At 41.5% G+C, this 25,900-nt stretch carries 22 protein-coding genes; 9 read left to right on the top strand and 13 right to left on the bottom strand.

Annotation, left to right across the window (positions count from 1 at the left end; translation table 11 throughout):
* Positions 1-77: 77 nt before the first annotated feature.
* Together ABMQ40_RS15465 and ABMQ40_RS15460 are read right to left on the bottom strand one after the other, a co-directional pair.
* Positions 78-2,111 (bottom strand): M16 family metallopeptidase, encoded by a 2,034-nt coding sequence (locus ABMQ40_RS15465; protein ID WP_370901193.1) that lies wholly within the window; start codon positions 2,109-2,111, stop codon positions 78-80.
* Between the two features lie 24 nt (positions 2,112-2,135).
* The gene (locus ABMQ40_RS15460; RefSeq protein ID WP_370901191.1) at positions 2,136-3,449 is read right to left on the bottom strand and encodes a M16 family metallopeptidase; all 1,314 of its coding nucleotides are present in this window, start codon (positions 3,447-3,449) and stop codon (positions 2,136-2,138) included.
* Positions 3,450-3,563: 114 nt separating this feature from the next.
* On the opposite strand from ABMQ40_RS15460, the gene ABMQ40_RS15455 reads away from it, so the two are divergent.
* From ABMQ40_RS15455 to ABMQ40_RS15440, 4 genes are all read left to right on the top strand, one after another.
* Positions 3,564-4,178, top strand: a complete 615-nt coding sequence (locus ABMQ40_RS15455) for a short chain dehydrogenase (protein WP_370901189.1) — start codon at positions 3,564-3,566, stop codon at positions 4,176-4,178.
* Between the two features lie 158 nt (positions 4,179-4,336).
* The gene (locus ABMQ40_RS15450) at positions 4,337-6,670 is read left to right on the top strand and encodes an ATP-dependent helicase (RefSeq protein WP_370901187.1); all 2,334 of its coding nucleotides are present in this window, start codon (positions 4,337-4,339) and stop codon (positions 6,668-6,670) included.
* 123 nt (positions 6,671-6,793) lie between these two features.
* Complete coding sequence (locus tag ABMQ40_RS15445; RefSeq protein ID WP_370901185.1) at positions 6,794-9,514, top strand: TonB-dependent receptor plug domain-containing protein; 2,721 nt, start codon at positions 6,794-6,796, stop codon at positions 9,512-9,514.
* Between the two features lie 112 nt (positions 9,515-9,626).
* Positions 9,627-10,448 carry an alpha/beta hydrolase gene (locus tag ABMQ40_RS15440; RefSeq protein ID WP_370901183.1) on the top strand — a complete coding sequence of 274 codons (822 nt, stop codon included), beginning with the start codon at positions 9,627-9,629 and terminating at the stop codon, positions 10,446-10,448.
* 66 nt (positions 10,449-10,514) lie between these two features.
* Here the strand turns inward: ABMQ40_RS15440 and ABMQ40_RS15435 are convergent, their stop codons facing one another.
* The 3 genes from ABMQ40_RS15435 to ABMQ40_RS15425 are packed head-to-tail and all read right to left on the bottom strand — an operon-like array spanning position 10,515 to position 12,701.
* A complete protein-coding gene (locus tag ABMQ40_RS15435) occupies positions 10,515-11,537 on the bottom strand; it encodes an alpha/beta hydrolase fold domain-containing protein (RefSeq protein WP_370901181.1) in 1,023 nt (340 codons plus the stop codon).
* 20 nt (positions 11,538-11,557) lie between these two features.
* Positions 11,558-11,941, bottom strand: coding sequence for a DUF3037 domain-containing protein (locus ABMQ40_RS15430; protein WP_370901179.1), 384 nt, complete (start codon positions 11,939-11,941; stop codon positions 11,558-11,560).
* Positions 11,928-12,701 (bottom strand): HipA family kinase, encoded by a 774-nt coding sequence (locus tag ABMQ40_RS15425; RefSeq protein WP_370901177.1) that lies wholly within the window; start codon positions 12,699-12,701, stop codon positions 11,928-11,930. The genes ABMQ40_RS15430 and ABMQ40_RS15425 overlap by 14 nt, the downstream gene beginning before the upstream one ends.
* Before the next feature lie 192 nt (positions 12,702-12,893).
* On the opposite strand from ABMQ40_RS15425, the gene ABMQ40_RS15420 reads away from it, so the two are divergent.
* Complete coding sequence (locus ABMQ40_RS15420; protein WP_370901175.1) at positions 12,894-13,733, top strand: alpha/beta hydrolase family protein; 840 nt, start codon at positions 12,894-12,896, stop codon at positions 13,731-13,733.
* A gap of 203 nt (positions 13,734-13,936) precedes the next feature.
* On the opposite strand, the gene ABMQ40_RS15415 is transcribed toward ABMQ40_RS15420, so the two are convergent.
* From ABMQ40_RS15415 to ABMQ40_RS15385, 7 genes are all read right to left on the bottom strand, one after another.
* Positions 13,937-14,758, bottom strand: coding sequence for a flavin reductase family protein (locus ABMQ40_RS15415; RefSeq protein ID WP_370901173.1), 822 nt, complete (start codon positions 14,756-14,758; stop codon positions 13,937-13,939).
* Between the two features lie 71 nt (positions 14,759-14,829).
* Positions 14,830-16,077 (bottom strand): fumarylacetoacetase, encoded by a 1,248-nt coding sequence (gene fahA / locus ABMQ40_RS15410; RefSeq protein ID WP_370901172.1) that lies wholly within the window; start codon positions 16,075-16,077, stop codon positions 14,830-14,832.
* 177 nt (positions 16,078-16,254) lie between these two features.
* Positions 16,255-16,713 (bottom strand): hypothetical protein, encoded by a 459-nt coding sequence (locus tag ABMQ40_RS15405; protein WP_370901170.1) that lies wholly within the window; start codon positions 16,711-16,713, stop codon positions 16,255-16,257.
* A 72-nt stretch (positions 16,714-16,785) separates the two neighbouring features.
* Positions 16,786-17,916: a 4-hydroxyphenylpyruvate dioxygenase gene (gene hppD, locus ABMQ40_RS15400; protein ID WP_370901168.1), complete on the bottom strand. Its 1,131-nt coding sequence runs from the start codon at positions 17,914-17,916 to the stop codon at positions 16,786-16,788.
* A 239-nt stretch (positions 17,917-18,155) separates the two neighbouring features.
* Positions 18,156-18,938 carry a hypothetical protein gene (locus ABMQ40_RS15395; protein ID WP_370901166.1) on the bottom strand — a complete coding sequence of 261 codons (783 nt, stop codon included), beginning with the start codon at positions 18,936-18,938 and terminating at the stop codon, positions 18,156-18,158.
* A gap of 138 nt (positions 18,939-19,076) precedes the next feature.
* Positions 19,077-20,354 (bottom strand): acetyl-CoA hydrolase/transferase family protein, encoded by a 1,278-nt coding sequence (locus tag ABMQ40_RS15390; protein ID WP_370901164.1) that lies wholly within the window; start codon positions 20,352-20,354, stop codon positions 19,077-19,079.
* 23 nt (positions 20,355-20,377) lie between these two features.
* Positions 20,378-21,565, bottom strand: a complete 1,188-nt coding sequence (locus tag ABMQ40_RS15385; RefSeq protein ID WP_370901162.1) for a homogentisate 1,2-dioxygenase — start codon at positions 21,563-21,565, stop codon at positions 20,378-20,380.
* A gap of 117 nt (positions 21,566-21,682) precedes the next feature.
* Here ABMQ40_RS15385 and ABMQ40_RS15380 point away from each other — a divergent pair, with 117 nt between their 5' ends.
* Both ABMQ40_RS15380 and ABMQ40_RS15375 read left to right on the top strand, forming a co-directional pair.
* Positions 21,683-23,746, top strand: a complete 2,064-nt coding sequence (locus ABMQ40_RS15380; RefSeq protein WP_370901160.1) for a TonB-dependent receptor plug domain-containing protein — start codon at positions 21,683-21,685, stop codon at positions 23,744-23,746.
* Positions 23,743-24,228 (top strand): thiol:disulfide interchange protein, encoded by a 486-nt coding sequence (locus tag ABMQ40_RS15375; protein ID WP_370901158.1) that lies wholly within the window; start codon positions 23,743-23,745, stop codon positions 24,226-24,228. The genes ABMQ40_RS15380 and ABMQ40_RS15375 overlap by 4 nt, the downstream gene beginning before the upstream one ends.
* Before the next feature lie 2 nt (positions 24,229-24,230).
* Here the strand turns inward: ABMQ40_RS15375 and ABMQ40_RS15370 are convergent, their stop codons facing one another.
* Positions 24,231-24,596: a DUF1304 domain-containing protein gene (locus tag ABMQ40_RS15370; RefSeq protein ID WP_370901156.1), complete on the bottom strand. Its 366-nt coding sequence runs from the start codon at positions 24,594-24,596 to the stop codon at positions 24,231-24,233.
* A gap of 64 nt (positions 24,597-24,660) precedes the next feature.
* On the opposite strand from ABMQ40_RS15370, the gene ABMQ40_RS15365 reads away from it, so the two are divergent.
* Positions 24,661-25,233, top strand: coding sequence for a Crp/Fnr family transcriptional regulator (locus ABMQ40_RS15365; protein ID WP_370901154.1), 573 nt, complete (start codon positions 24,661-24,663; stop codon positions 25,231-25,233).
* Positions 25,234-25,355: 122 nt separating this feature from the next.
* On the top strand, positions 25,356-25,799 hold the full coding sequence (locus tag ABMQ40_RS15360) for a carboxymuconolactone decarboxylase family protein (protein WP_370901152.1): 444 nt from the start codon (positions 25,356-25,358) through the stop codon (positions 25,797-25,799).
* The last annotated feature ends 101 nt before the right edge of the window (positions 25,800-25,900 follow it).

Genomic DNA, 25,900 nt, shown 5'->3' with positions numbered 1-25,900 from the left:
TGGATTAAAAAAAACATGAGCAGAAAAAAGACTGTCCTTTTGAGACAGCCTCTTTTTTATGCAATAAGGCTGTATGCCTATTTAAAATCAGAGTCTTTGGCCTGGTTTACCTGATAGGATTTCACCGTCAGATTAATATCCATTCCGCCCATATTCTGGATGATGGTAAATGGCAGTTTTACGCCTGATACTTCTTTGTAGTCAGCATAACTTGTAGGAATGGAACCGCCTTCTCCGGCTTTTACCTCTCCGGTTTTCAACCCGGTTTTTACGCTGTAATAGTAAGTGGTTTTCTCTCCTTTTACTACATAAGAATCCTCATTATTATACTTTTCAATTCCTGTTACTTTGTATTCAGGAGATTTGGCAAAATTCAGTTCCGGGAAAAGCTCGGTTTCCTTAGACATTTCAGCTTTCTGCTTATCACTTAAAGGAGCTTTCTGTCCCTGAGCTTCCATATATCCGTCTTTTCCGTCGAATACGATCTTTTGTACGGTATTTCCCATCATGCTGATGTTCATGGCCATTTTACCGCCTTTTGCCTGAATCATTTTCATATTCATATCCATTCCCTGAACTTTGGTGGTTGCATCTGTTGAAATGGAAGTGATCTTTTGCACAGCAGCCAGTCCTCCGATGGCATTGATGTATTTATCGGCAACAGATCCGGTGGTAACACTGGCGTCTACCTTTTTTGCTTCCGGTTTTGCCACAGGATTGGCATCTTTATCGAAATATTTTACCGGATAACCCAGTTTTTCCAGTCCTTCAGAGATATCAGCCGCTTTTCCCGCAATGAAAATCCTGCTCTGGCTCGGGAAGATAGTAGATTTTACGGCGCTTGAAACATCTGCAGCGGTTACCTTATCAATAGACTTCAAGTAATTGGTATAGAAATCAGCAGGAAGGTCCTGGATTTTTTGGTTTAAAGCAAATCTGGCGATAGTTTCAGGCTTTTCTAAGGACATGATGAAATTTCCTTTCAACTTTGCTTTGGCATTCTCCAGCTCCTCCGGTTTTACGGTAGAGATCCCGCTAAGCTCGTTCATAAATTCCTTCACCGCTTTATCTGTTACTTCATTTCTTACGCTGGCTTCAGCAGAGAATTCAGGAGAATATTTGCTGGCGCTCATGCTGGAGTAGGCGCCGTAAGTGAATCCGTTCTTTTCACGAAGGTTCATGAAAAGCCTTGCTTCAGCACCACCTCCCAGGATGTAGTTGGCAATGGTGGCAGCGAAATAATTAGGATCCTTCATCTTTAAAGTGTTCAGGTTACCCACTGAAACAACAGACTGTACAGCCGAAGGAACATCCACAACGTTAATTTCTGTTTTGGCTACATTGGAAGCCGGCTCCAGGGCCGGATAAGCGGTGTTTGCCTTTTTCCATCCGCTGAATGCCTTTTCCACTAACGGTTTTACCTTATCGAACTGCACATCGCCTACAATTACCAGATAAGCATTGTCCGGGATATAATATTTTTTATAGACGTTCTGTACGTCAGCCAATTGAATTTTATTAATGGACTCAACGGTTTCAAATTCTCCCCTTGCTGTATTTTTTCCATACATCAAAGCCCTTGAAACCTTTGAAGCAATAGAAGAAGCATTTTTCTCATCGGATTTCAAAGCTTCAATCGCTCTGTCTTTGGAATTCTGGATTTCTTCAGCCGAAAACTTTGGGTTTACAACGGCATCTGCCATCAGGTTCAATACTTCAGGGAAATATTTTGAAAGGGAATTGGCAAATGCACCTCCTGAAAAGAAGTTTAAATTAGCCCCCAGATAATCAACTTTTTTATTGAATTCATCTTTGCTTAAATTTGTGGTTCCGTTTTCAAGCTGTTCAGCCATGATATTGCTTACCCCGCTTACAGCTCCCTCATAATATGGAGGTCTGTCCATAGAAAGGTTCATGCTTACCCTTGGCAGCTTGTTGTTTTCCACTACCATTACCGTAAGGCCGTTGCTTAGCTGGAAGGTTTTAGGCTTGGCAATGTTGATCGCGGGAGTAGGCCCCGGCTTTGGCATTGCATTAATGTCTATTTTTTGTGCTGAAAGCATTCCTGTAAATAAAAAGGCTACAGCTATATATGTTAATTGCTTTTTCATTTTAAAATTATTTTATCTACGAGATTACTTTTTTTCAGGCAAGTAATTGATGATTACTCTTTGGTTAGGATTAAGATACTTTTTAGCGGCATTCTGAAGATCCTCTCTTGTTATGGACCTGTAAATGTCGATTTCTTTGTTGATCAGGTTGGTATCTCCCATCAGAACATGGTTGGTAGCCAGTGAAGCGGCGATTCCCTGAATGCTTGAATTCTGGTTTACAAACTGATTTTCATATTGGTTCTGAAGCTTTTGATAATCTTCCTGAGAAATTAAAGTAGTCTGCAGTTTTTTGATTTCAGCATCAATGTCAGATTGTAAGGTTTGTTTTGTGGTCTGCCCCATCGGAATGGCAAAGAACGCAAAAATACCGTAATCTTCGAGACCCTGGTTGAAAGCGGCAACCTGGAGAGCTTTTTTATCCTGGTCTACCAGCTTTTTATATAATACTGAGGATTTACCATTACTCAGGTAAGAGGAAAGCATATCCAGCACATAAGCCTCTCTTTCCTTGTTTGCAGGGGTTCTGTAAGCAAAGACGTAAGCCGGTAGCTGAATATTCGGGTCATATGCTGTAACCTCTTTTTCCTGGGTGATAGGAGCGTCCTTAGGGAAGTTTTTAGGATAAACTGTTCCTTTCGGAATGCTTCCATAGTAGGTTTCGATCCATTTTTTCGTTTGTTCAGGTTTAATATCTCCTGCAACAACAAGGGTAGCATTATTAGGAACATAATATTTTTTGTAGAATGCCTGGAACTCTTCCAGCTTGGCAGCATTCAAATCTTCCATAGAACCTATCGTAGGCCAGTTGTATGGGTGATTGGTAAACAAATTCTTTTGAATGGTTGTGAAAAGATTTCCATAAGGCTGGTTGTCCATTCTCAGTCTTTTCTCCTCTTTTACAACCTCTCTTTGCGTGTCTACTCCTATCTGGTTGATCACGGCATGACGCATTCTTTCGGCTTCCATCCAAAGGCCCAGCTGCTCGTTGTTTGAAGGGAAGGTCTCATAATAATAAGTTCTGTCATTAGTAGTATTGGCATTGTTCTGTCCTCCGTTTGAAGCAACAATTTTCATCCATTCTCCTCTTTTGATATTAGGGGTTCCCTCAAACAGAAGATGTTCGAAAAAGTGTGCAAAACCTGTTCTTCCTTTTGCCTCATCTTTTGCCCCCACGTGATACATTACACCTGTTGTAACTACCGGTACGGTATTATCCTGATGAAGAATTACATGAAGCCCGTTTGGCAGATCATACTCTTCGAATTTAATTTGTTGCGCGTTCAGCATCATTCCAAAGAAAGCCGCAGCTGCAACAGAAAGAAGTCGTTTTTTCATAAAGTAGAAATTGTTTTGTCAATTAGTTCCAAAAATACTTTATTTGTTACAAATTTTTGAATAAAAAATGCAATGAATAAACTCTGATGGTTGAAAAATAAAAGATATTAAGATATGAGCACTAAAAAATTAAGGATCATTGTGATCGGAGCAAGCGGAACGGTAGGTAAGGAAGTAGCCGGGAATCTGGAACAGGCGGGGCATGAAATTATCCGTGTTTCCCGTAATTCGGGAGATATTCAGGCTGATCTTCAGAATAAGGAGAGCCTTAAAAGATTATTTGAGTCCGTCGGAAAATTCGATGCTGTAGCCAATGCTGCGGGAGATGTTAAGTTCGGATCTTTGGAAGCCATGACCGATGAGGATTTTGATCTTTCAATAAGCAGTAAATTAATGGGACAGGTCAATATGGTCCGTACCGCATTACCTTTCATAAATGACGGAGGATCATTTACCCTGATTTCGGGGGTTCTCACGGATGAGCCTATTTCCGGAGGGATCATCGCAACCATGGTGAACAGCGGTATAGAAGGCTTTGTAAAAGCGAGTTCTTATGAACTTCCCCGGAATATAAGAATTAATTGTATCAGCCCTACAGTATTGTCCGAATCTGCGGGCTATCATCCGTTTTTCCCGGGCTTTATACCGGTAGAAGCCTGGAAAGTAGCCAAGGCCTATGAAAAAGCGATAGCAGGAGTTGTAAACGGTAAGGTACTTAAAGTATTTTAACCACCGTGGTGGCCAAAACAACAGGACCGAAGGGCCTTCAAAGCCCATGAAGTGATACCTTTGCTGTCTTGCTTGCTCATTATTCGTTGATCAGGTGTTTTCAAAAATTTGAATTCTCCTTATAATACATTAATTTTGTGTTCCAAAAATTTTGCTGTATGGAGGATTATCTGAAAGGACTGAATGAATCACAATATGAAGCCGTTACCACTTTGGAGGGCCCTCTTATGGTGCTTGCCGGAGCAGGTTCGGGGAAGACGCGTGTGCTTACCATGCGGATCGCTCACCTGATCACCAACGGGGTCGATCCTTTCAATATCCTTGCGCTTACCTTTACCAATAAAGCGGCCCGCGAGATGAAGGAACGTATCGCAAAAGTAGTGGGAAACAGCAATGCAAGAAGCCTTTGGATGGGTACCTTTCACTCTGTTTTCGCAAGAATACTGAGAAGCGAGGCCCACTATCTGGGATTCCCTTCCAATTTTACGATCTATGATCAGCAGGATGCCCTGAATGTCATCAAAAAAGTATTGAAAGACATGAATATCGATGCTGATCTGTACAAGCCTAAAAAGGTCCAGGCACGAATTTCAACCTATAAGAATAACCTTATTACCGTAAAGGCCTATTTCAACAATCCTGAATTGATTGAAGCTGATGAAAAGGCCAATATGAAATTCATCGGCCAGATCTATCAGAAATATGTTGAAGCATGTTTCCGGAACGGTGCAATGGATTTTGATGATCTCTTGCTGAAAACAAATGAGCTGCTTACCCGTTTTCCTGAGGTACTGGCCAAATACCAGGACAGGTTCAGATACATCCTTGTGGATGAGTATCAGGATACCAACCACTCCCAGTATCTTATTGTAAAGGCCCTGGCTTCCAAATTTGAAAATATCTGTGTAGTGGGAGATGATGCGCAGTCTATTTACTCTTTCCGGGGTGCCAATATTTACAATATCCTGAATTTTAAAAAGGATTACCCGGATGCGGTAACCGTCTCCCTGGAGCAGAATTACCGTTCCACCCAGAATATTGTGAACGCGGCCAACGTGGTGATTGCCAAAAACCTGCAGCAGTTTAAGAAAAACGTATTCAGTGAAAATGAGGAAGGGGACAGGATCAAAGTGTACCGTTCCCTTTCTGATGCTGATGAAGCTAATTTCGTGGCAGGGAATATCTGGGAGCTTCGCAACCGTGACCAGAGAAAATACAGTGATTTTGCGATCCTGTACAGAACCAATTCCCAGACACGTGCTTTTGAAGATGCGCTGAGACGCAAAAATATCCCTTACAAAGTGTACGGAGGGCTATCCTTCTATCAGAGAAAAGAAGTTAAAGATCTTTTGGCTTATCTCCGTCTGCTGATCAATGAAAATGATTCTGAGGCACTGATGCGGATTATCAATTATCCGACAAGGGGAATAGGTGAAACCACCCAGAATAAACTGATTGTGTTCGCAGACTCACAGAATGTTTCTGTTTCCGCAGTGCTTAATAATCTTCCGATGTATGCCCCGCAACTGGGCTTTAACAATGGGGTGCTCACAAAGCTTAATGATTTCTGGTCAATGATCAAGGCATTTCAGGTGCTGTTAAAAACTGAAACGGCCTACAATATTGCCATGGAGGTTGCCAAACGAAGCGGCCTGATCAAATTTTTAAAGGATGACCAGACCCCGGAAGGGATCTCCAGGGTAGAGAACGTTCAGGAACTGATGAACTCTATGCAGGGATTCATAGAAGAGCAGATGCAGCTGGAAGACGGTGACCCCAGCCTGTCAAATTTCCTTGAAAATATAGCCCTCTCCGCCGATACACAAGATAAAGAGCAAGAGGATGACATGGTTTCTTTAATGACCATCCACCTTTCCAAAGGGCTTGAATTTCCTGTGGTACATCTGGTAGGATTGGAGGAAAACCTTTTTCCAAGTTTCATGAGCTCGTCTACCAGGGAAGACCTAGAAGAAGAAAGGCGTCTGTTCTATGTAGCTTTGACAAGAGCTGAGAAACAGGTGTTTTTTTCCTATGCGGTCTCGAGATTCCAATGGGGCAAGATTACGGATGCCGAGCCATCAAGATTCTTAAGTGAGATTGATGACCAGTATATAGAGTTTATCAATCCGGCTATTGAAAAACGCTTTATCAACAATTCAGGAATCAAATCCAATATTTTTGATGAATACCCTTCCGAACCTAAAAGCTTTAAGAAAATTGAAAAGAAAAGCATTGAAAGAAGCGAAAAGTCAAAGCCGGTTGCCGAACCAAGAAAGCTAAAGCCTGTAAGTACCGCCAAAATCATCAATCCTAGCGGAGCTTCTTCCCAGGACATTGAAGTAGGGGACAAAGTAAGGCATGACCGTTTTGGAATAGGAGAAGTAACTTTCCTGGACGGTACAGATCCCCAGAATATCAAAGCCAAGGTGGTATTCCAGCACGAAGGTGAGAAAAACCTGATCCTCAAATTTGCCAAACTAACCAAAATTTAAAAAAAAACAGAACTGACATTAAGCATTTTCTGTAATTTATTAGTCTATTAATTTTGTGGACCAATAAATATGATTTACTTTTGCTCTTCTCAAAAACATAAATCATTAAAAAATCAGAAATATATGATCAATAAGAAGACAGTTTTTTCGGCCTCAGTATTATTTTTCCTGGGTACGTACACCTATGCCCAGGAAAAAGATACGGTAAAGACAGCTGATGTGGAGGAAGTGGTGATCCTGGGGTCAAGAGGCGGGGCAAGATCAAAGGTAGACAGCCCGGTTCCCGTGGATGTGTTTAATATTAAAGAGTCATCTTTGGTTTTACCGCAGACCAACATATCGCAGATCCTGAATGCCGTGGCACCTTCATTTACTTCCACCATCCAGACCAATGCGGACGGAACGGACCATCTGGACCCTGCTCAACTGAGAGGTTTAGGGCCTGACCAGGTTCTTGTACTGGTGAATGAAAAAAGAAGGCATACCTCGGCATTGGTAAATGTGAACGGAACTCCCGGACGAGGAACGGTAGGTACGGACCTGAATGCCATCCCGTCTTTTGCGATCAGCAGAATAGAAGTGCTAAGGGACGGGGCCTCAGCACAATATGGCTCTGATGCCATTGCAGGAGTAATTAACCTGGGATTGAAGAGAGATACGGGAAAACTGGCAGGACAACTGACCTACGGAGGAAACCTGACACCTGCCGCCAATGACCACACCGGGGATTTTGACGGGCAGAATATCCAGCTGGATCTGAATTATGGAAATAAAATAGGTAAAAGAGGAGGATTCTATAATATTACCTGGACTTCCCAGTTCAGGAATCCTACCTACAGAGCGGGTGCGGAAAGCGGAATGATCTATAACGCGTATAATGCCATAGAGCAGCGCGCTTTGAATGACGGGATCAACCTTTCATCATTGTTCAGTAATATTAATAATACTCCCAATTCCCAGCAGATCATCAGCTACATTCATCAGTATGCCCAGGATGTAAACTATTTTTCACAAAGCTTTCAGAACCAGATCCAGGGAGCCGGTACCATCGGGGCTTTGCAGGAACTGTTGGGTGCGGATGTAACTGATCAGGAGCTTGCGTACAGAGGATTGTCGAGAAAAGATTTTAATATGCAGGTAGGTCAGTCCAAATTAAATAACCACCAGTTGTTTGCCAATATTGAGGTTCCCCTGAATGAAAACTGGAAAGTGTATACTTTTGGCGGATATAGTTTCAGGCACGGAACTTCCGGAGGCTTTTACAGGAAACCGAATCAAAGCCGGACCTTTACAGGCCTGTACATCAACGGTTACCTGCCGCAGATCGGGACCGATATCCAGGATTTGTCTCTTTCCGCAGGAATTAAGGGAAAATGGAACGGATGGAATATTGATTTCAGCAATACATTCGGCCAGAACTCCTTCGACTATACCATCCGGAATACGGGGAATACCTCTTTACGGTTTTCCTCCCCTGATGAGTTTGATGCAGGAGGATTGAGGTTTTCCCAAAATACCATTAACCTGGATTTTTCTAAAAAATATGATGTCTGGAGCGGGATCAATATTGCTTTTGGTGCAGAACACCGCTATGAGAACTTTGCAATAACAGCCGGAGAGGAAGCTTCCTATGCAACCTATGATGTATCCGGAAATTTGTGGACAGGAGGAACGGTAAGACCGACGGATTTTTTCGGAAACGCACTGCCGGGAGGATCACAGGTATTCGCAGGATTCAGACCCGAAAATGCGGTAAATAAAAACAGGCAGTCGGTGGCAGGATATGCAGATATAGAATTTGATTTTACAGACTGGCTGCTTGTAGATACGGCTGTAAGATATGAGAATTATTCGGATTTTGGCTCTACTTTTAATTATAAGCTGGCTTCAAGGATCAGGCTGGATGACCGTCTTAATTTCAGATTTGCCGGCTCCACAGGGTTCAGAGCTCCTTCCATTCACCAGATTTACTATAATGTGACCTCTACCTTATTTACCAACGGGCAGCTGCTGGAGGTAGGAACTTTCAGCAATGATTCCAAAATAGCAGGGTTATTAGGCATTCCGGGCTTAAAGCAAGAAACTTCCAAATCAGCCAGTGCAGGATTCACATACAGGATTCCTTCTGTTAATCTGACCTTTACGGCAGACGGATACTTTACTAAAATTGATAACAGAATCATCCTTACCGATCAGTTTACCAGAGCTGCGGTCCCTGATGCTGCAAAGGCAGCCTTTGATGAAGCCGGTGTAAATGCGGGGCAGTTTTTTGCAAATGCCATTGATACTGAAACGAAAGGATTGGATGTGGTTATTTCCCATAATACAAGATTGTCCGGTCTGAAGCTCGACAACAATTTTGCCATCAACCTTAACCAGACCAAAAGGGTAGGAAATATACACGCTTCAGGTTTGCTTGAATCAGCCAACCTTGAAAATACATATTTTTCCGAAAAATCACGGGTATATCTGGAGGAGGCGGTTCCCAGAGTAAAGGCGAGCCTGTCCCATAACCTGACCTGGGAGAAGGCTTCTTTCTACCTTAGAAATACATATTTCGGAAAGGTAACAGGAGCAGATATTATTGACGTTAACGGAGATGGCGTGGTGGCTCCAGACGAGCATCAGCAGATCACAGATAAAATTATCACCGATGTCTCGCTTGCTTACCAGTTTACCAGGAATGTGGGCCTGACACTTGGGGTCAATAACCTTTTTGATATTTATCCTACAAAGAATCTTACTGCTTCTACCAACAATGACCAGTTTATCTATTCCCGATCAACATCCCAGTTTGGGCAGAACGGCAGATTTATCTTTACCAGACTGAACTTTAATTTCTAAATATTTTAAAATTATCAAACGCAAACGGATTCATTTTTGAATCCGTTTTTTTTATAATTGATCATATTGAGACAATATAATTGTGTATATTTACAAGCAAACATTTTTCATTATGCGCAGAGCTCTGGTGTTTTTATTTCTTATATTATTTTCTTTCCCGTTATTTTCTCAGGATAACATTATCGGTAATATTCATTATTATGATGAAAAAACCAATAAATCCGATGTTTATATCAATGAAAGATGTGTTCTGGATATTTATAGACCCGGAAATGTGAAAGATTTTCCGGTGGTGATATGGTTTCATGGCGGCGGCCTTACGGGTGGCCAAAAAGAAATTCCCGAAGCCCTGAAAAATAAGGGAATTGGAGTGGTGGGTGTGAGCTACAGGCTTTCCCCAAAAGTGAGTTCTCCGAAATATATTGAAGATGCGGCCGCAGCAACAGCCTGGGTTTTCAGTAATATAAAGAATTACGGAGGGAATGATCATCTGATTTTTATATCTGGGCATTCTGCCGGAGGCTATCTTGCAGCTATGGTAGGCTTAAATAAAACTTATCTTGAAAAATATAACATCGATGCTAACCGGTTAGCCGGAATTATTCCTTTCAGCGGGCAGATGATCACACATTTTACTGTAAGAAAAGAACGTGGCATTGGAGAGCTGGATGCGCAGATAGATGGTATGGCACCACTTCATTTCATCCGTTCCGATGCTCCTCCTTTACTTTTGATCACAGGGGACCGTGAAAAGGAACTTCTGGGAAGATATGAAGAAAATGCCTATATGGCAAGAATGATGAAATTGAAAGGGCATAAGGAAACTACTTTGTATGAGCTTGACGGCTTTGATCACGTGGGCATGGCGCAACCTGCGTTTCCATTACTTCTGAACGAGATAAAAAGAATAGAAAAGCTCAGGAATGATAAATAGAGTGACGGCAGAAAAGGCTATGGTATGGCTGGGATATTAGATCCCAACCGCATCAGCGACCAACGTTTATTTCTTCTGGGCGACAATAAAGTCCACCATGTTGTTGACGAGCTGCTCCAGCGCAGCTTTGTCTGTGGTTCTGAAACCGTGCAGCCCATTTTTCACTATGGTCAGAGATGTATTTATATTTTCTCTTTTTAATTTTCTGTGGAGACGTTTAGACTGTTTTAGAGAGACCACCTTATCTTTATTACCCTGTAGGATCAGAGTAGGAACTCCGTTGCTAACGTAATTTACCGGTGAAATCGTTTTGAAATATTCTATTACTTTTCTCTTGTCTTTTTTTATGTCATATCCTGAGATGGCTGCTACCAGCTTTTTCCGTAAATCGACAATATTTCTGGCAAATAGCGCTACAATGGAAATAGGTACTCTTCCTACCCGGGTGTGCAAAAGTTTATTCAGGTCAGTAGGCCCGAAATTGCTTACTACATAATTGACTTTGGCAGAATAACCGGCCAGTTCAGGATTACCGGTGAATTGGTGGTCATCCGTATAGGCGGAAAGCAATGAAAGATGGGCTCCTGCCGAAGTCCCAAAAAGCCCGATGTTATTGGAATCCAGATTATACCGGTCCGCATTCTTTCTTATCCAGCGTATGGCATCCTTAGTATCCCGGACAGGGGCCGGAAAATGGGTAGCTTCATTTACCAGAGTATAATCAATACTGATGACGGCATATTGCTTTTCAATCAGTTTTAAAACAATATTTTCAATATAGCTTCCCGCATGGATGTTTTTATCACCACTGACCCATCCGCCACCATGTACATAGATGACAACGGGAAGTTTCCCGGATACTGTATTTTTGGGCTTGTAAAGATCTAAAAAAACCGGATCTCCGTTTTCTCCTGTTTTATAGATCATATTTTCAGAAACCAGCGCCCGTCCGGGAATAAGGGTGCTTTTCCTGGTCTCCGTTTCAATCTGGTTTTGAGAAAAGCTTAAACCGGATAAATGAAAAAAGAAAACAAAAAACAGGTTTATCGAAAACCTGTGGATTATTGTATTGATTGTTGATACTTTCATATGATATTTTTGAGGTGGTGTTATTTTACTAACTCCTCAAAAAGTTTACCAAAAGTCTTATCAAGATCCCTGGTTTTTCCCGGATGAGGTCTGGAGGTCTGCACAACAGAACTCCTCACGGCGGTGAGCCATCGGAAACGCTCAGGGATATCCAGCTGGGCAATAGGTCCCCCATCTTTATCCCCATGGGCTATTTTTTTAAAGCTTTCCAGATTTTGGATGATATCGTCGTAATCCAGCTTGCTATGCATGAGCCTGAATTTATCCGGACATAAATAAAATTCTACACGGATATACTTTTCTTTTTTTGAAAACATGACCAGCCCTATATTGAAAAATTCTTCTCTTTCAACTTTAGGAACCAAACGGATGACGGCATATTCATATATTTTATCCTCTTGCATTTTTCGCTTCGTTTACAAAAATTTGGGAATTTTCTAATCGGGTTTTCATAAATTGGAAATATACCTCACGGATTTCCGCCGGGCTTTCATCAGCATCGTCCCAGTGAAGCCAGTCTTCGGGAATAAGATTGACGATTTCTCTGAACACGTCGTCATTTAACACCTCGTGAGCCAACCGGTCAGCCTCATCCAGCATTTTTGCTTTCGGAAGCAAAACATGATCCTTTACGTACCTGAAAGGGGTTTTGGCTGCAGCGTCAAAATTCTGCCATGAATGATGAAAATAGAATGAGGCCCCATTATCTATTACCCAAAGTTCCTTGTGCCACATTAAAAGATTGGTGTTCTTATAAGTCCGGTCGATATTGGTGATGAAGGCGTCCAGCCAGACGATTTTAGAGGCGAGAAGCGGATCAATGACAACGCCCGGATCATAGGCAATAGCTCCGGAAAGATAATGTAATCCCAGATTCAGACCTTCTGAGAACTTCAATAAATCCTGGATTTCCTCATCAGCTTCAGTTCTTCCGAAATCTACATCGAGATTTACGAAAACCAGTTCGGGAATCTTTAATCCCAGAACTTCGGTTATTTTTCCGCCTAAAAGCTCTGAAATCAGCATTTTCACACCATGGCCGGCTCCCCGGAATTTCAGTACATATTTAAAATCATCATCGGCTTCTGCCAGGGCAGGAAGTGAACCACCTTCTCTTAACGGCAGAATATAACGCATTACAGTTACTGTTCTTAAATCCAACATAAGGCAAAAATAAGGGTTTTTACTTTGTGTTTATTTCTATTTTTTAATATTTTTAAATGAAAAATCAGAGATTAACTGCCGGTAATTATCAGGCTGAATTTGCAGGGTTGACAGATTCTTATTCTGTAACCATTAAACGGCTAAACCGGCGGATCCTGAAATAAGCCCTTATAGTTGATCAGAAAAATTATTATGGAAATCAAAAAGAAACAGAATATTATTATACATAATCCCGAAACCAGAAGTTTTCCTGCTGATGCCTTTTATCCCGAAACCGGTGAAAAGCTGCCGTTAGTCATCTTTGTACATGGTTATAAAGGCTATAAGGATTGGGGAGCATGGAACCTTATGGCAGAAAAATTTGCAGAGGCCGGATTTTTCTTTGTTAAATTTAATTTTTCCCATAACGGGACTACCGTTGAAGACCCGAGTAATTTTACAGACCTGGAAGCTTTCGGAAATAATAATTATTCCAAAGAGCTGTCTGACCTGGGCAGGGTTATTGATCATTTTATTGAAGACCCTAAAGTTGATGACCAGAAGATCATTCTCATGGGCCACAGCAGAGGAGGAGGAATATCAATTGTGAAAACTTCTGAGGACGAAAGAATCAACGGGCTTATTACCCTGGCGAGTGTTGATACTTTAGAACGGTTTCCGGAGAATGATGATCTTGAAAACTGGAAGAATGAAGGAGTATATTATGTTTTGAACGGGAGAACCAAGCAGCAGATGCCGCATTATTATCAGTTCTATCAGGATTTTGAACAGAACTACCATCGTCTGGATGTAGAAAGGGCAGCGGAAATGGCAAAGGCACATTTCCTGATCATCCATGGAACCGATGATGAAAGTGTGCCGGTAACCCATGCAGAACATCTCCATATCCTGAATCCGAACTCTGAGATTTTTTTAATTGAAGGCGGCAGCCATACTTTTGGGGCAAAAGAACCCTGGATGGAAAAAGAATTACCGAAGGATCTCAACACGGTAACGGAGAAATGTATTGATTTTATAAGGGAAAAAATGTAACCTGCTTCAAAATGGGGTGTATAGCCGTACATCATACCGCTGTTTAAAGAAAATACTGTAATATCCAGGGCTGATCAGATCTTAAACAGCAGATTCAAAATCCACGTTGTTTATTCACTGCGTGAAAGGTATTTGGCATTCGTGCCCAGCTACGGTATTGAAAAAAAAGCCTTCTGAATGAGAAGGCTTTATTTTATCTGGGATTACTTTATCAACAATTTCCAGGCTTCTTCGATTTTACTTTCCAGCAGCAATTTTTGGGCATTCTGATGGATACCTTCATCTGCATGAAAACTTTCAGCCGGCAAAGCCTCTACATTGGCCAGCATTCCGAGATCGTTGCCCGTAAATACTTTGCTGTACTTTATTTCGTCAGGGAGAAGATCGAAGCCGATCCCTTTGGTTACCAAAGGCTTTGGAACTTCAAAGAGATTGCTTTCATTATTCCTGGAATACCAGTTACCACCCAGGCGGGCTACCATATCCAGTTTTTTCTGATCCAGGTCTCCATTTTCATTCAGGTATTCCTCCCTGATATGGATTTTCTGAACCTCACAGATCACTAAATTTCCTGCGCCACCCTGGTCTCCCAAAGATTTTACCTCTAGCACCCTGCATTCAAAATTTACCGGACATTCCATGATCAGCCTGGGTTTTACCAGATCTGCATCTTTCATCGTCAATCCGGACTTGATAAATTCATTCACACCACCTTCATATTCTGTGGATGCCAGGGAGATCTGCTGTACGATCGGGAAATTAACGGTTCCTATAACCACTTCGGGAACTTCCAGTACATTTTCCAAAGAATGTTTGGTAGTATTGTCCCGTACCCTCCTTGAGGGGGAAAAGATCAGGATCGGCGGAACGGTACTGAACATATTAAAGAAACTGAACGGAGACAGATTGATGTTTCCGTTTTTATCTATCGTTGAGGCCAGAGCGATTGGTCTTGGAGCAATGGCCGTCTGCATTACGGTTTGTAATTGTACAGGAGATATTTCAGATGGAATAACTGTTTTCATATTATTGTTTAACCACAAAAAATCCGGGGTTTAATAAATATAACGAAGTCAAAGGAAATTTGCTGCCAAGTTTATATTGCAGGAATTATCTTGCCGGAAACTTCACCAAATCCTACTCTTACCCCATCTTTCTCCGCCCAGGCTTTCATGGTGATTGTGTCATGGTCTTCAATGAATTTTCTTTCCTGTCCGTTGCTAAGTTGCAGGGGATTCTGGCCTCTCCAGGTAAGCTCCAGCATCGATCCGAAAGATTTAGGATCACTTCCGGAGATCGTACCGCTTGCATAAAGATCACCCACTTCCACATTACATCCGTTGACTGTGTGATGAGCCAGCTGCTGGGCCATGTTCCAGTACATATGTTTATAATTGCTTTCGCAGATGAGGTTCGGCTCACCATTTTCGGGTTGCAGGTACACTTCAAGATTGATATCGTAGTTTTTATCTCCTTCAAACTTCAGGTAATCTAAAACTTCAGGATCCTGTTTAGGTGAAGCTGTCCTGAATGGTTCCAGCGCTTCCAGGGTAACTACCCACGGTGAGATGGAGGAACCGAAATTTTTCGCTAAAAAAGGCCCTAGCGGCACATACTCCCAGGATTGAATATCCCTGGCCGACCAGTCATTAAAGATCACCATTCCGAAAATGGCGTCTTCAGCTTGCTTTGTAGAAATACTTTCACCCATTTCCGTATTTTTATTGATGATGAAAGCCATTTCCAGCTCAAAATCCAGTTGTCTGCATGGCCCGAAAACCGGTTGATCTGCATCCGCAGGCTTCATCTGGCCTTTCGGACGATGGATCTCTGTTCCTGAAACCACAATTGACGAGGCCCTTCCGTGGTATCCCACGGGCAAATGTTTCCAGTTTGGCAATAAAGCATTGGCAGGATCACGGAACATTTTCCCGACATTGGTAGCATGTTCGATACTGCTGTAAAAATCTGTATAGTTTGGGACATGCACAGGCATCATCATCTTCACTTTATCCAGATCATAGAAAGCTTCTTCAATGGTTTTCTGATCTTTGGAAAGAGCAGAGCCTTCCTGAAGCATTTCCTGGATTTTGGTGCGGACGGCATTGGTAACAGGCTTTCCCAGCTCGATAAATTCATTCAATGTATAAGCTTCGAAAACATTCTCATCAAGCCCTTCGATATCCTCAAAATATCCGAGGTCATACAGAGTGGCGAGATCAATCACCTGGTCTCCGATTCTTGTACAGCACCCGATATATTCTTTGTTGAAAACAGCTACTCCGAAAGGAATATTGTGTATGGAAAAATCTGAATTTGAGGAATATTCTACAAATGATTTCATAAGTTTAGTTTAATTTGGGCCGTTACAGACCCGTTAAAATTAGTTTCATACCCGGCGATTTTACCGTGTACGACAGCTCTCAATTTAATCTGATCATGATGCCTTCCAATCAGGATCTAGCCTGTATTAAAAGCCCATCTGCCATATGTTTGCAGTAGGGGATGATCAGATATTACACTATTTCTTTGAATAAGAGGCTTCATCGATCCACCGGTCTTTGGTATTGATATCAATGAGGTATAAAATATCATCCTGTTTTGTCAACAGTAAAGTTTTGGTAACGGGAATCGGAACTTTTTTATTTTCAAGCATATCCGCCCGCAGGGAGACAATATTTTTTTTCCTGACGATATCGCCTGTAAAAACATTTGAGCTGCTTTCACCGGTAGCCTTATCATCAAAAACCTCCACATAGGTGACCTTGTTGCCTGTGATCACGATAAAATCTCTTTCTGTGTGGTCTTCTGCATCTTTAATGAAAACAAATTTCTTGTTGTCAATATTTACATTTTCCAGATGCTGATTGATGCCTTTTCGTTCTTCAAGTCGGGTAAGAATTTCATTTAATGTTCCGTACTGTGCTTTCAGGCCCAGTGTTGCTCCAAAAATTGAAATTCCAATAAAAAGCTTTCTCACATTTACGTGTTTTATAAAAAAGTTTTGTCAAGACTTATCATCCTGACAAAACTTAACGGTTTATATTTAAAATTAAAGGTTACCTCTTCTTTCCTGTTCTCTTTCCAATGCCTCAAATAATGCTTTGAAGTTACCGGCTCCGAAGCTTTGGGCACCATGTCTTTCAATGATCTCAAAGAAAAGGGTAGGACGGTCTTCCACAGGCTTGGTAAAGATCTGCAGTAAATATCCTTCTTCGTCATGATCGATAAGGATTCCCAGCTCCTGAAGCTTTTTGAGATCCTCATCAATGTGGCCCACTCTTTCAGGAACCATTTCATAATAAGCTTCCGGCGGTGCAGAAAGAAACTCCACCCCACGTTTTTTCAGCTCACTTACAGTATGGATGATATCTTTTGTAGCAACAGCAATATGCTGCACCCCTTCACCTTCGTAGAAATCAAGATATTCTTCTACCTGAGATTTCTTTTTACCTTCTGCCGGCTCGTTGATAGGGAATTTGGCATATCCGTTTCCATTAGACATTACTTTGGACATCAAAGCGGAATATTCTGTATTGATCTGTTTATCATCAAAAGAAAGAATATTTACAAACCCCATTACCTTTTCATACCATTCCACGGTAGGAAGCATTCTGTTCCAGCCTACATTTCCTACACAGTGGTCAACGTACAACAGCCCTGTTTCTTCAGGATTGTATTCTGTCTCCCACTTTTCATAGCCCGGCATAAAAGGTCCGTTGTAATTTTTTCTTTCTATGAACATGTGAACCGTTTCTCCGTAAGTGTAAATTCCGGACATTCTCACTTCACCGTTCTCATCGGTTAATGTTACAGGCTCCATGTATGGTTTTCCACCTCTTTTGGTGGTCTCTTCAAAAGCTTTATAGGCATCGTCTACCCAAAGTGCCAAAATTTTTACTCCATCACCGTGTTTTTTTACATGCTCGTTAATGGGAGAATCAGATTTAAGACCAGTTGTTAATACCAATCTTATCTTCCCCTGCTGAAGAACATAAGATGCCCGATCCCTTACTCCTGTTTCAGGTCCGGCATATGCTACAGACTGAAAACCGAAAGCGGTTTTGTAATAATGAGCAGCCTGTTTAGCATTTCCCACATAAAACTCAATATAATCTGTACCGTTAATTGGTAAAAAATTCTCTGCTTGAGCAATTTTTTCGGCAAATGTAAGTGTTGACATGTTTTCTATTTTTACTTTAAATTATGGGTATGCAAATTACAAAAATCTTAGGAATGGAAAAAACATTCATGGATAATAATCTAGGGGAATACTCAATCTGGGGTTTAAAAAAGTTCATTTAAGTATGCTTAAGTTTATTATATGAGTGAAAGGTTGTATAATTTTGTAGCCGCAAAGACCAATGAAAAAAAAATATTTCGAAAATTAAAGCCACAGGAATTTCTGTGGCTTTCTTTTTATCATTCATACTTTTTGTTTAACCTTCCGGCGTCGGGATTATAATTGTCCCAGATTTTCCATGCGTTATTAATCCTGCGGATAAAATAGATCTGGGTATTGAGCTGATTGACAAAATGCTCTTCTCCCGTTTCCCCGACCTTAAATAAAAGATTCCAGAATTCCTGTGCCTCCAGGATCTTTTTATCCGGCTCATCCGTTACGATATGGATATCGAAGACCTCATAATTGGAGCGGTTGTTTTTAGTGACCAGCTGGAAATCCCTGTCACATAGTTCCTTGCTGAAATGGTAAGCCCGTTCCAGAAACGGAGAATCATCAAAAACCAGCTCTTTGAACAGTTCTGTCCTGTGATTTGGAAATTGCTTGTAAAACTCAAAGACAGTTGCACAATAGTCATAAACCATCTGTAAGAACATCTGATTATTACTCGGGTCATTCTCCTGCCTTTTCTCTTTGACGAACTGGATATACGCATTCAGATCTTTGTAGCCGAGGAAAATGCATATCTTATCCAGGGTTTTTAAAAACCTTAAATCATTATGGGTCTTATCCTGGTAATCATTTTCGAAGAAACGCTGCAGCGTGACATGGGAAATGGTATTTCCTATTTCAAACTTTCTCTCTCCTTTCATCTCTTCAGATTCAGACAGTCCATCCTTGATGATTTCGGAAAGAATAATATAATGGCTCCGCTTCCATTCATCCACATTACCCAGAACAGAGTTTTTCACTTTAGAGTGCTTTACAACTTCTTCTCTTATCGAATTGTATATAGTTTTCAATTTCCAATTTTTAAAGGTTTTTATCAAAAATATTGCCAAAACCTTTAAATGTTTTTATGATATCATGATTACATTAAGCCGGAGCCTGTTTTTGTATTGAATTGAAACAAGTGAAATTACCAATCCACCGGAAAGTCGTCAATAATGCCTGAATCTTTCAAAAGTGGCCTTTTCCAGCATCTCCCGGTCGTCAGGATGTGCAATACTGATCAGTTCCTGAGCGCGCTGGAGAAGGTTTTTGCCGTACAGGTAAGCCGTTCCGTATTCTGTAACCACATAGTGAATATGCCCTCTTGTAGTAACCACACCTGCTCCCTGCTTAAGGTAAGGAACAATTCTTGAAACGCCTTTCTTTGTTCTCGAGGTAATGGCGATGATGGGCTTTCCGCCTTCACTCAGGGCGGCTCCTCTCATAAAGTCCATCTGACCACCGATCCCACTGTACTGCATGGTTCCGATGGAATCTGCGCAAACCTGTCCCGTAAGATCGATTTCTATGGCAGAATTGATGGCTACCATTTTTTTATTTTTCATGATATTGATAGGGAAGTTCACCTCACTTACATCCTTGAAGGCAAAAACGGTATTATCATCCACATAATCATAAAGCTTCCTGGTCCCGAAACAAAAGCTTGTAATGGTTTTATTCTCGTTATAGCCCTTGTATTTATTATTGATCACATCATTCTGAATGAGGTCTATGACCCCGTCACTCAGCATTTCGGTATGTATCCCAAGGTCTTTATGATTGTGCAGGCATTTCAGCACGGCATCGGGGATGGTGCCGATACCCATCTGCAGGGTTGATCTGTCCTCAATAAGTTCGGCGACATTTTTTCCTACCAGCATCTCTTCCGGACCTACCTTTGCCCCGTAATCTATTGTAGGCAGCTCTTCTTCATGCCAAACCATTTTATGGATCCTGCTTACATGGATCATCCCGTCTCCGTGGGTTCTAGGCATTCTCGGATTTACCAGGGCTACAATTATTTTAGCGGTATCTACGGCGGCCCGGGCTATGTCTACGGAGGTCCCCAGGGTGCAGAATCCGTGCTTATCCGGTGGAGAAACCGTTACCAGGGCAACATCTAAAGGTAAGATATTCTTCCTGAACAAGATCGGGATCTCACTTAAGAATACCGGTACAAAATCCCCTCTGTCAGAATTTACTGCATCCCGTACCGGAGCGGAAACAAACAGGGAGTTGATAAAAAATTTGTCTTTGTATTCCGGTTTTGCAATTTCCACGTTTCCCTGCTGGGTAATGGAAACCATTTCTACCTTATCCAGCCGGCCGGACTGCCTCGCCAATTCATCGATCAGATAATTCGGGGTACATGCGCTCCCGTGAAAGAATACACGGTTCCCGCTTTTTATGGTATATATGGCTTCCTCTGCACTTATATAATTGTACATAGTGAATTTTATGTGAATATTTTTTATTCCTGGGAACGGTCTTGCATGGTTTTATCAGATTCTTCCAGCCATGAGGTCTTGTATGACGGATCTTCCACCTTCAAAGCTTCTTCAGTGATTTTCAAAGGACGGAACGGATCTACCATTACCGCATATTCTTCCGTGAATTTTTTGCCGATGCTTCTTTCCATGGCACCTGGATGTGGACCGTGAACAATCCCTCCGGGATGAAGAGTGAAATCCATCAGGTCGATATGGTTACGGCTCATAAAATCACCTTCCGTATAGAATAAAACTTCGTCTGAATCAATATTTGAATGGTTGTAAGGTGCCGGGATGGCCATCGGATGATAGTCATACATCCTCGCACAGAATGAGCAGACTACAAAATTATGTCCTTCAAAGTTCTGGTGTACCGGAGGTGGCTGGTGTATTCTGCCTGTGATCGGCTCAAAGTTTTTTATATTGAATTTGTAAGGGTAAAAATAGCCGTCCCATCCCACAACATCGAACGGGTGGGTTGCATAGATAAAATCGGTGATCTGGTTCTCCTTTTTCACCCTGATCAGAAATTCTCCTTTTTCATCTTTCGGCTCTACAAAGGTAGGAGCAATAATGTCCCGTTCACAGAAAGGAGAGTGTTCCAGGAGCTGTCCGAATTCATTTCTGTATCTCTTTGGGGTATAGATCGGGGAATGGCTTTCCAAAACAAAAAAGACAGTGTCATCGGATTTTAGCTCCACCTGATAAATGGTACCTCTGGGGATGATCAGATAATCACCTGTCGAAAATTCAAGATTTCCAACAAAAGTCTTCAGGATACCGCTTCCCTGGTGAACGAACAGAAGCTCGTCGCATTCGGCATTCTTGTAGAAGTAATCCATTGATTTCCGCGGCTTTGATAATCCCATTTTCAGATCACTGTTGATCAAAAGAATCTTTCGGCTGTCCAGAAAATCGTCTTCGGGGATTACATTCATCCCTTTGAACATTCTGGGCGTAATATTTTTTTCAACAGCAATCTTTGGAGCAACATCCTTAGGCGTACCGATGGATTTGATCTGGGTAGGACGGTGGATGTGGTATAGCAATGAAGAAATACCATGAAAACCTTCTGTTCCGAAAAGCTGCTCATAGTAAAATTTATCTTCAGGAGATTTAAAAATCGTATGTCTTTTCTGTGGGATATTCCCGGCTTGATTATATCTCATTTTACCTTTATATTTCCTCAAATTTAATAAAATTTCATGAATTGATGCGGGTAATATTTGTCATATAGTTTTGTGTTTCAAAAATAATTGTTAGATTTGTCTAACAATTATGATTTCATGAAACGAATATTATTTTCTGTTGTTTTTTTATCGCCCTACTGTTTTTCACAAGAAACAGACAGCTTAGATATCCGTCAAGATGAAAAAACGGACTCTGTTTTTAAAAAAACAATCAGAACCGGAATGATTGATGACGTTGTGATCACGGGTACCATAAAGCCGGTCAGCAGATCTAAAAGTCCGGTGGCCGTGGAAATTTATAGTGAGAGTTTTTTCCGGAAAAATCCTACTCCGAACATTTTTGAGGCTATAGCGATGGTAAATGGGATAAAACCCCAGCTGAACTGCTCAGTCTGTAATACCGGGGATATACATATCAATGGGCTGGAAGGTCCTTATACCATGATCCTGATTGACGGGATGCCGATTGTAAGTTCGCTTTCCACGGTGTACGGCTTAAGTGGCATACCGAACAGCCTGGTGGACAGAATTGAAGTTGTGAAAGGCCCCGCATCATCTATTTATGGCTCTGAAGCCATGGGAGGTGTCATCAATATCATTACCAAAAATGCATTGACCGCACCAAAGCTGAGTATTGATGTAATGACCGGCACATGGAGCGAAAATAACCTGGACCTGTCAACCAAGTTTGGTCTGGGAAAAAATACGGCTTCGCTGTTGAGCCTGAATTACTTTAATTTTAATGAAAGGATCGATCAGAATAAAGATAATTTTACAGATGCCGCTTTACAGAACAGGATCTCGGTTTTCAACAAATGGAACTTCAGAAGAACGGAAAACCGGTTGGCAAGCTTTGCTCTGCGGTATTTATACGAAGATCGTTTCGGAGGGGAGATGCAGTGGAACAAATCTTACAGGGGAAGTAGTGAAATTTACGGGGAAAGCATTTATACCCGGAGAATAGAAGCTTTCGGAGTGTATCAATGGCCGTTAAAGGAAAATATCATTACACAGTTTTCATACAATTACCATGATCAGGATTCCTTTTACGGGAACAATCCTTTTGATGCCATTCAGAAGGTGGCCTTTGTACAGACCTATTGGAATAAAAAGCTGGAAAAGCATGATCTGATCCTGGGAACGACTTTTAAGAAGACCTTTTATGATGATAATACTCCCGGAACCTTATCAGCAGACGGGCTGCTGAACCAACCGATGAAGTCTCCCATATTAGGAATGTTTTTACAGGACCAATGGGAGATCAATGAGAAAAATACTCTGTTATTGGGTTACAGGTATGATTATGATAAAGTTCATCATTCTGTCCATTCACCAAGGCTGGCATGGAAATTTTCTCCCAACCCTTACCATACGTTGAGGTTTAATTTCGGGACGGGTTTCAGGGTCGTTAATTTATTTACCGAAGATCATGCTGCGCTTACAGGGTCGCGGGAAGTGGTGATTGAATCAGATCTGAAGCCTGAAAGATCGGTCAACGGAAACCTGAATTATATCTGGAAAGTTCCTGTCGGGGAAAAGCTGATTAATATCGATGCGTCAGTATTTTATACTTACTTCAGTAATAAGATCGTTGGTGATTTTGATTCGGAACCGGATAAGATCATCTATGATAACCTTCATGGGCATGGGATCTCCAGAGGTGTTTCTGTGAATGTGGATTACAATTTCGGTTTTCCTTTGAATGTTAACCTGGGAGTCACCTATCTCGACGTTTATCAGAAATTTGACGGTGAAAACGGGAAATCCAGGCAGCTGCATGCGCCTAAATGGAGCGGTACCTACAATTTTACCTATAAATTCCCAGATTCTTTTACGGTAGATTTCACCGGTCAGTTTTACGGGCCGATGCGGCTGCCGGTTTTACCTGGTGATTACCGGCCGGAGTATTCCCCGTTATATTCTCTGGCCAATATTCAGGTCTCGAAAACGTTCAGATCCGGCTTTGAAGTGTATTGCGGAATTAAAAACCTGTTCAATTTTATCCCGAAAGATCCTTTAATGAGACCGTTTGATCCGTTTGATGAATATGTGGATGACCCTGTCAGCAATCCGAATCACTATACATTCGATACTACTTACGGATATGCGCCGATGCAGGGGATCAGAGGCTTTTTAGGCATAAAATATACCTTAAAGTGAGAACCATAATTTTATTTTTATTGTCAGTGCCTGTTCTTTATCTTTCGCAGATAAGGACAGGTACTTTTTCCGGCCTTGAAACGTTAAAGGGAGATCATCTAAAGCCGGTCGTCATTCATGTATATACAGACTGGTGTGCCGTCTGTAAAATTGGGTTTTCAAGACTGAATAAGGATAAGAAGCTGGTAGAGCTATTGAATGAAAATTACTATGTCATTAATTTTGAGGCTGAAAAAACCAAAGAAAAAATCCGTTTCGGGAACCGGGAGTTTGAATATTTACCCAATGGAAATTCCGGAATCCATGAGCTGGCCCTGGCGCTTTCAGGCAATAAGGATCAGCAGGTGTATCCTTTGTGGATTTTTCTGGACAAGGATCTGAATCTGGTGTATTATCACGAAGGATTATTCAGACCTGAGGATATGATGCGCAAGCTCCTGGAGATATTATCCGTAACAGGACAACCCCAGACCCATAAATGATTTTATTTTAGCAGGATCGCAATAATGGCCAGGATGGCCGGTAAAGCCTGGACAAAAAATATCTTTTTGGTTGCCGAGAAAGCTCCGTAAACTCCTGCTACGGTAACACAACTCAGAAAAAATAATGCTACATTGGTCTGCCATTGTCCGTTCCTGATTAGAAGGGACCAGATGAGCCCTGCTGCAAGGAATCCGTTATAAAGTCCCTGATTGGCGGCCAAACCTTTTGTCGGCCTGAACATTTCAGCCGGCAGGGCAGACTTAAATACTTCCTTACCTTTAGTCTCCCAGGCAAACATTTCCATCCAAAGGATATAAATATGCTCCAATGCTACAAGAGCGGTCAGGATTTTTGCAACAATTTCCATGATTTATTGTTTTTGAATTGTAAAACTAAAAAAATAAAGTTAAGTTTGGTTACTTAATTTCATAATGGAAACCTTTAAGGCACATTTAGACAGGTTCATCAGGATCAGTGAAGAGGAATTTGCTTCCATCATCACCTTTTTCCAGATACAGGAAGTCAGGAAAAAGCAGGATCTTATGCGTGACGGGGAAATATGCAAATCCATGTACTTTGTACTGAAAGGCTGCCTCAGAAAATTTTTTATCAACGAAAAGGGTGTGGAACAAACCACAGATTTTGCCATAGAGAACTGGTGGATCACCGATACTTTTTCTTTTGAAAGACAAATAAAAACAGATCTTTACATCCAGGCGGTAGAGCGGTCCGTGGTGCTGGCTATTGATCTTCAGTCCTGGCAACAGCTGCTGGAGAAGCATCCTGTAATGGAACGCTATTTCCGGATGATCTACCAGAAGGCTTATGCGGCATCAGAGCGAAGGATCCGTTATCTGTACGAAATGAGCAGGGAGGAGTTATATGTACATTTCAGCACACATTATCCGGGATTTATCCAGAGGATCCCTCAATACCTGGTCGCTTCTTATCTGGGCTTTACCCCTGAATACCTGAGTGAGATCAGGGCAAAACTACGTTCTTAAACCAGTTTAAGATTTTTTAGATTCCTAAATCGGAACTTTGTCCTGTCAATAAAAAGTTAAATATTGGCGGCCAGAGACAATATCCCTTTACATAGATCAATTAACCAAAAAATAACAATATTATGAGCACAAGATTCGACATGGCAACTACAGATGCTGCCGCTTACAAGGCAATGATAGGGCTGGAAGGATATCTTCAGAAAATTTCCCTGAACCCCATTCAGAAAGAATTGATTAAGATCAGGGCTTCCCAGATCAATGGATGCGCTTTCTGCCTGGATATGCACAGTAAAGATGCGATAAAATACGGTGAAACTCCGCAAAGGTTGTATATCCTGAGCGCATGGAGGGAAGCAACCGAATTTTTTACTGAGGAAGAACAGGCGATTCTGGCAATGACCGAAGAAATTACCCTGATCAGTCAAAAAGGTCTCACAGAGGAAACCTATCAGAAAGCCAGGAAATTCTTTGACGAAAGCCAGATAGCCCAGATCATTATGGCTATTATTACGATCAATGGCTGGAACAGGATTGCCATAAGCACACATCAGCCGATTGCCAAATAATTTTTCAGAATAAAGTTTGTTTACAAAAAGAGACTGTCTCGAAAGGCTAGTCATGGTCGGAAGAAATTCCGGCCATTTTTATGTTTTGAAAAGTAAGTTTG

This window comes from Chryseobacterium gossypii (assembly GCF_041361455.1).
Classification (GTDB): domain Bacteria; phylum Bacteroidota; class Bacteroidia; order Flavobacteriales; family Weeksellaceae; genus Chryseobacterium; species Chryseobacterium gossypii.
This window is presented reverse-complemented; position numbering and strand designations above follow the sequence as displayed.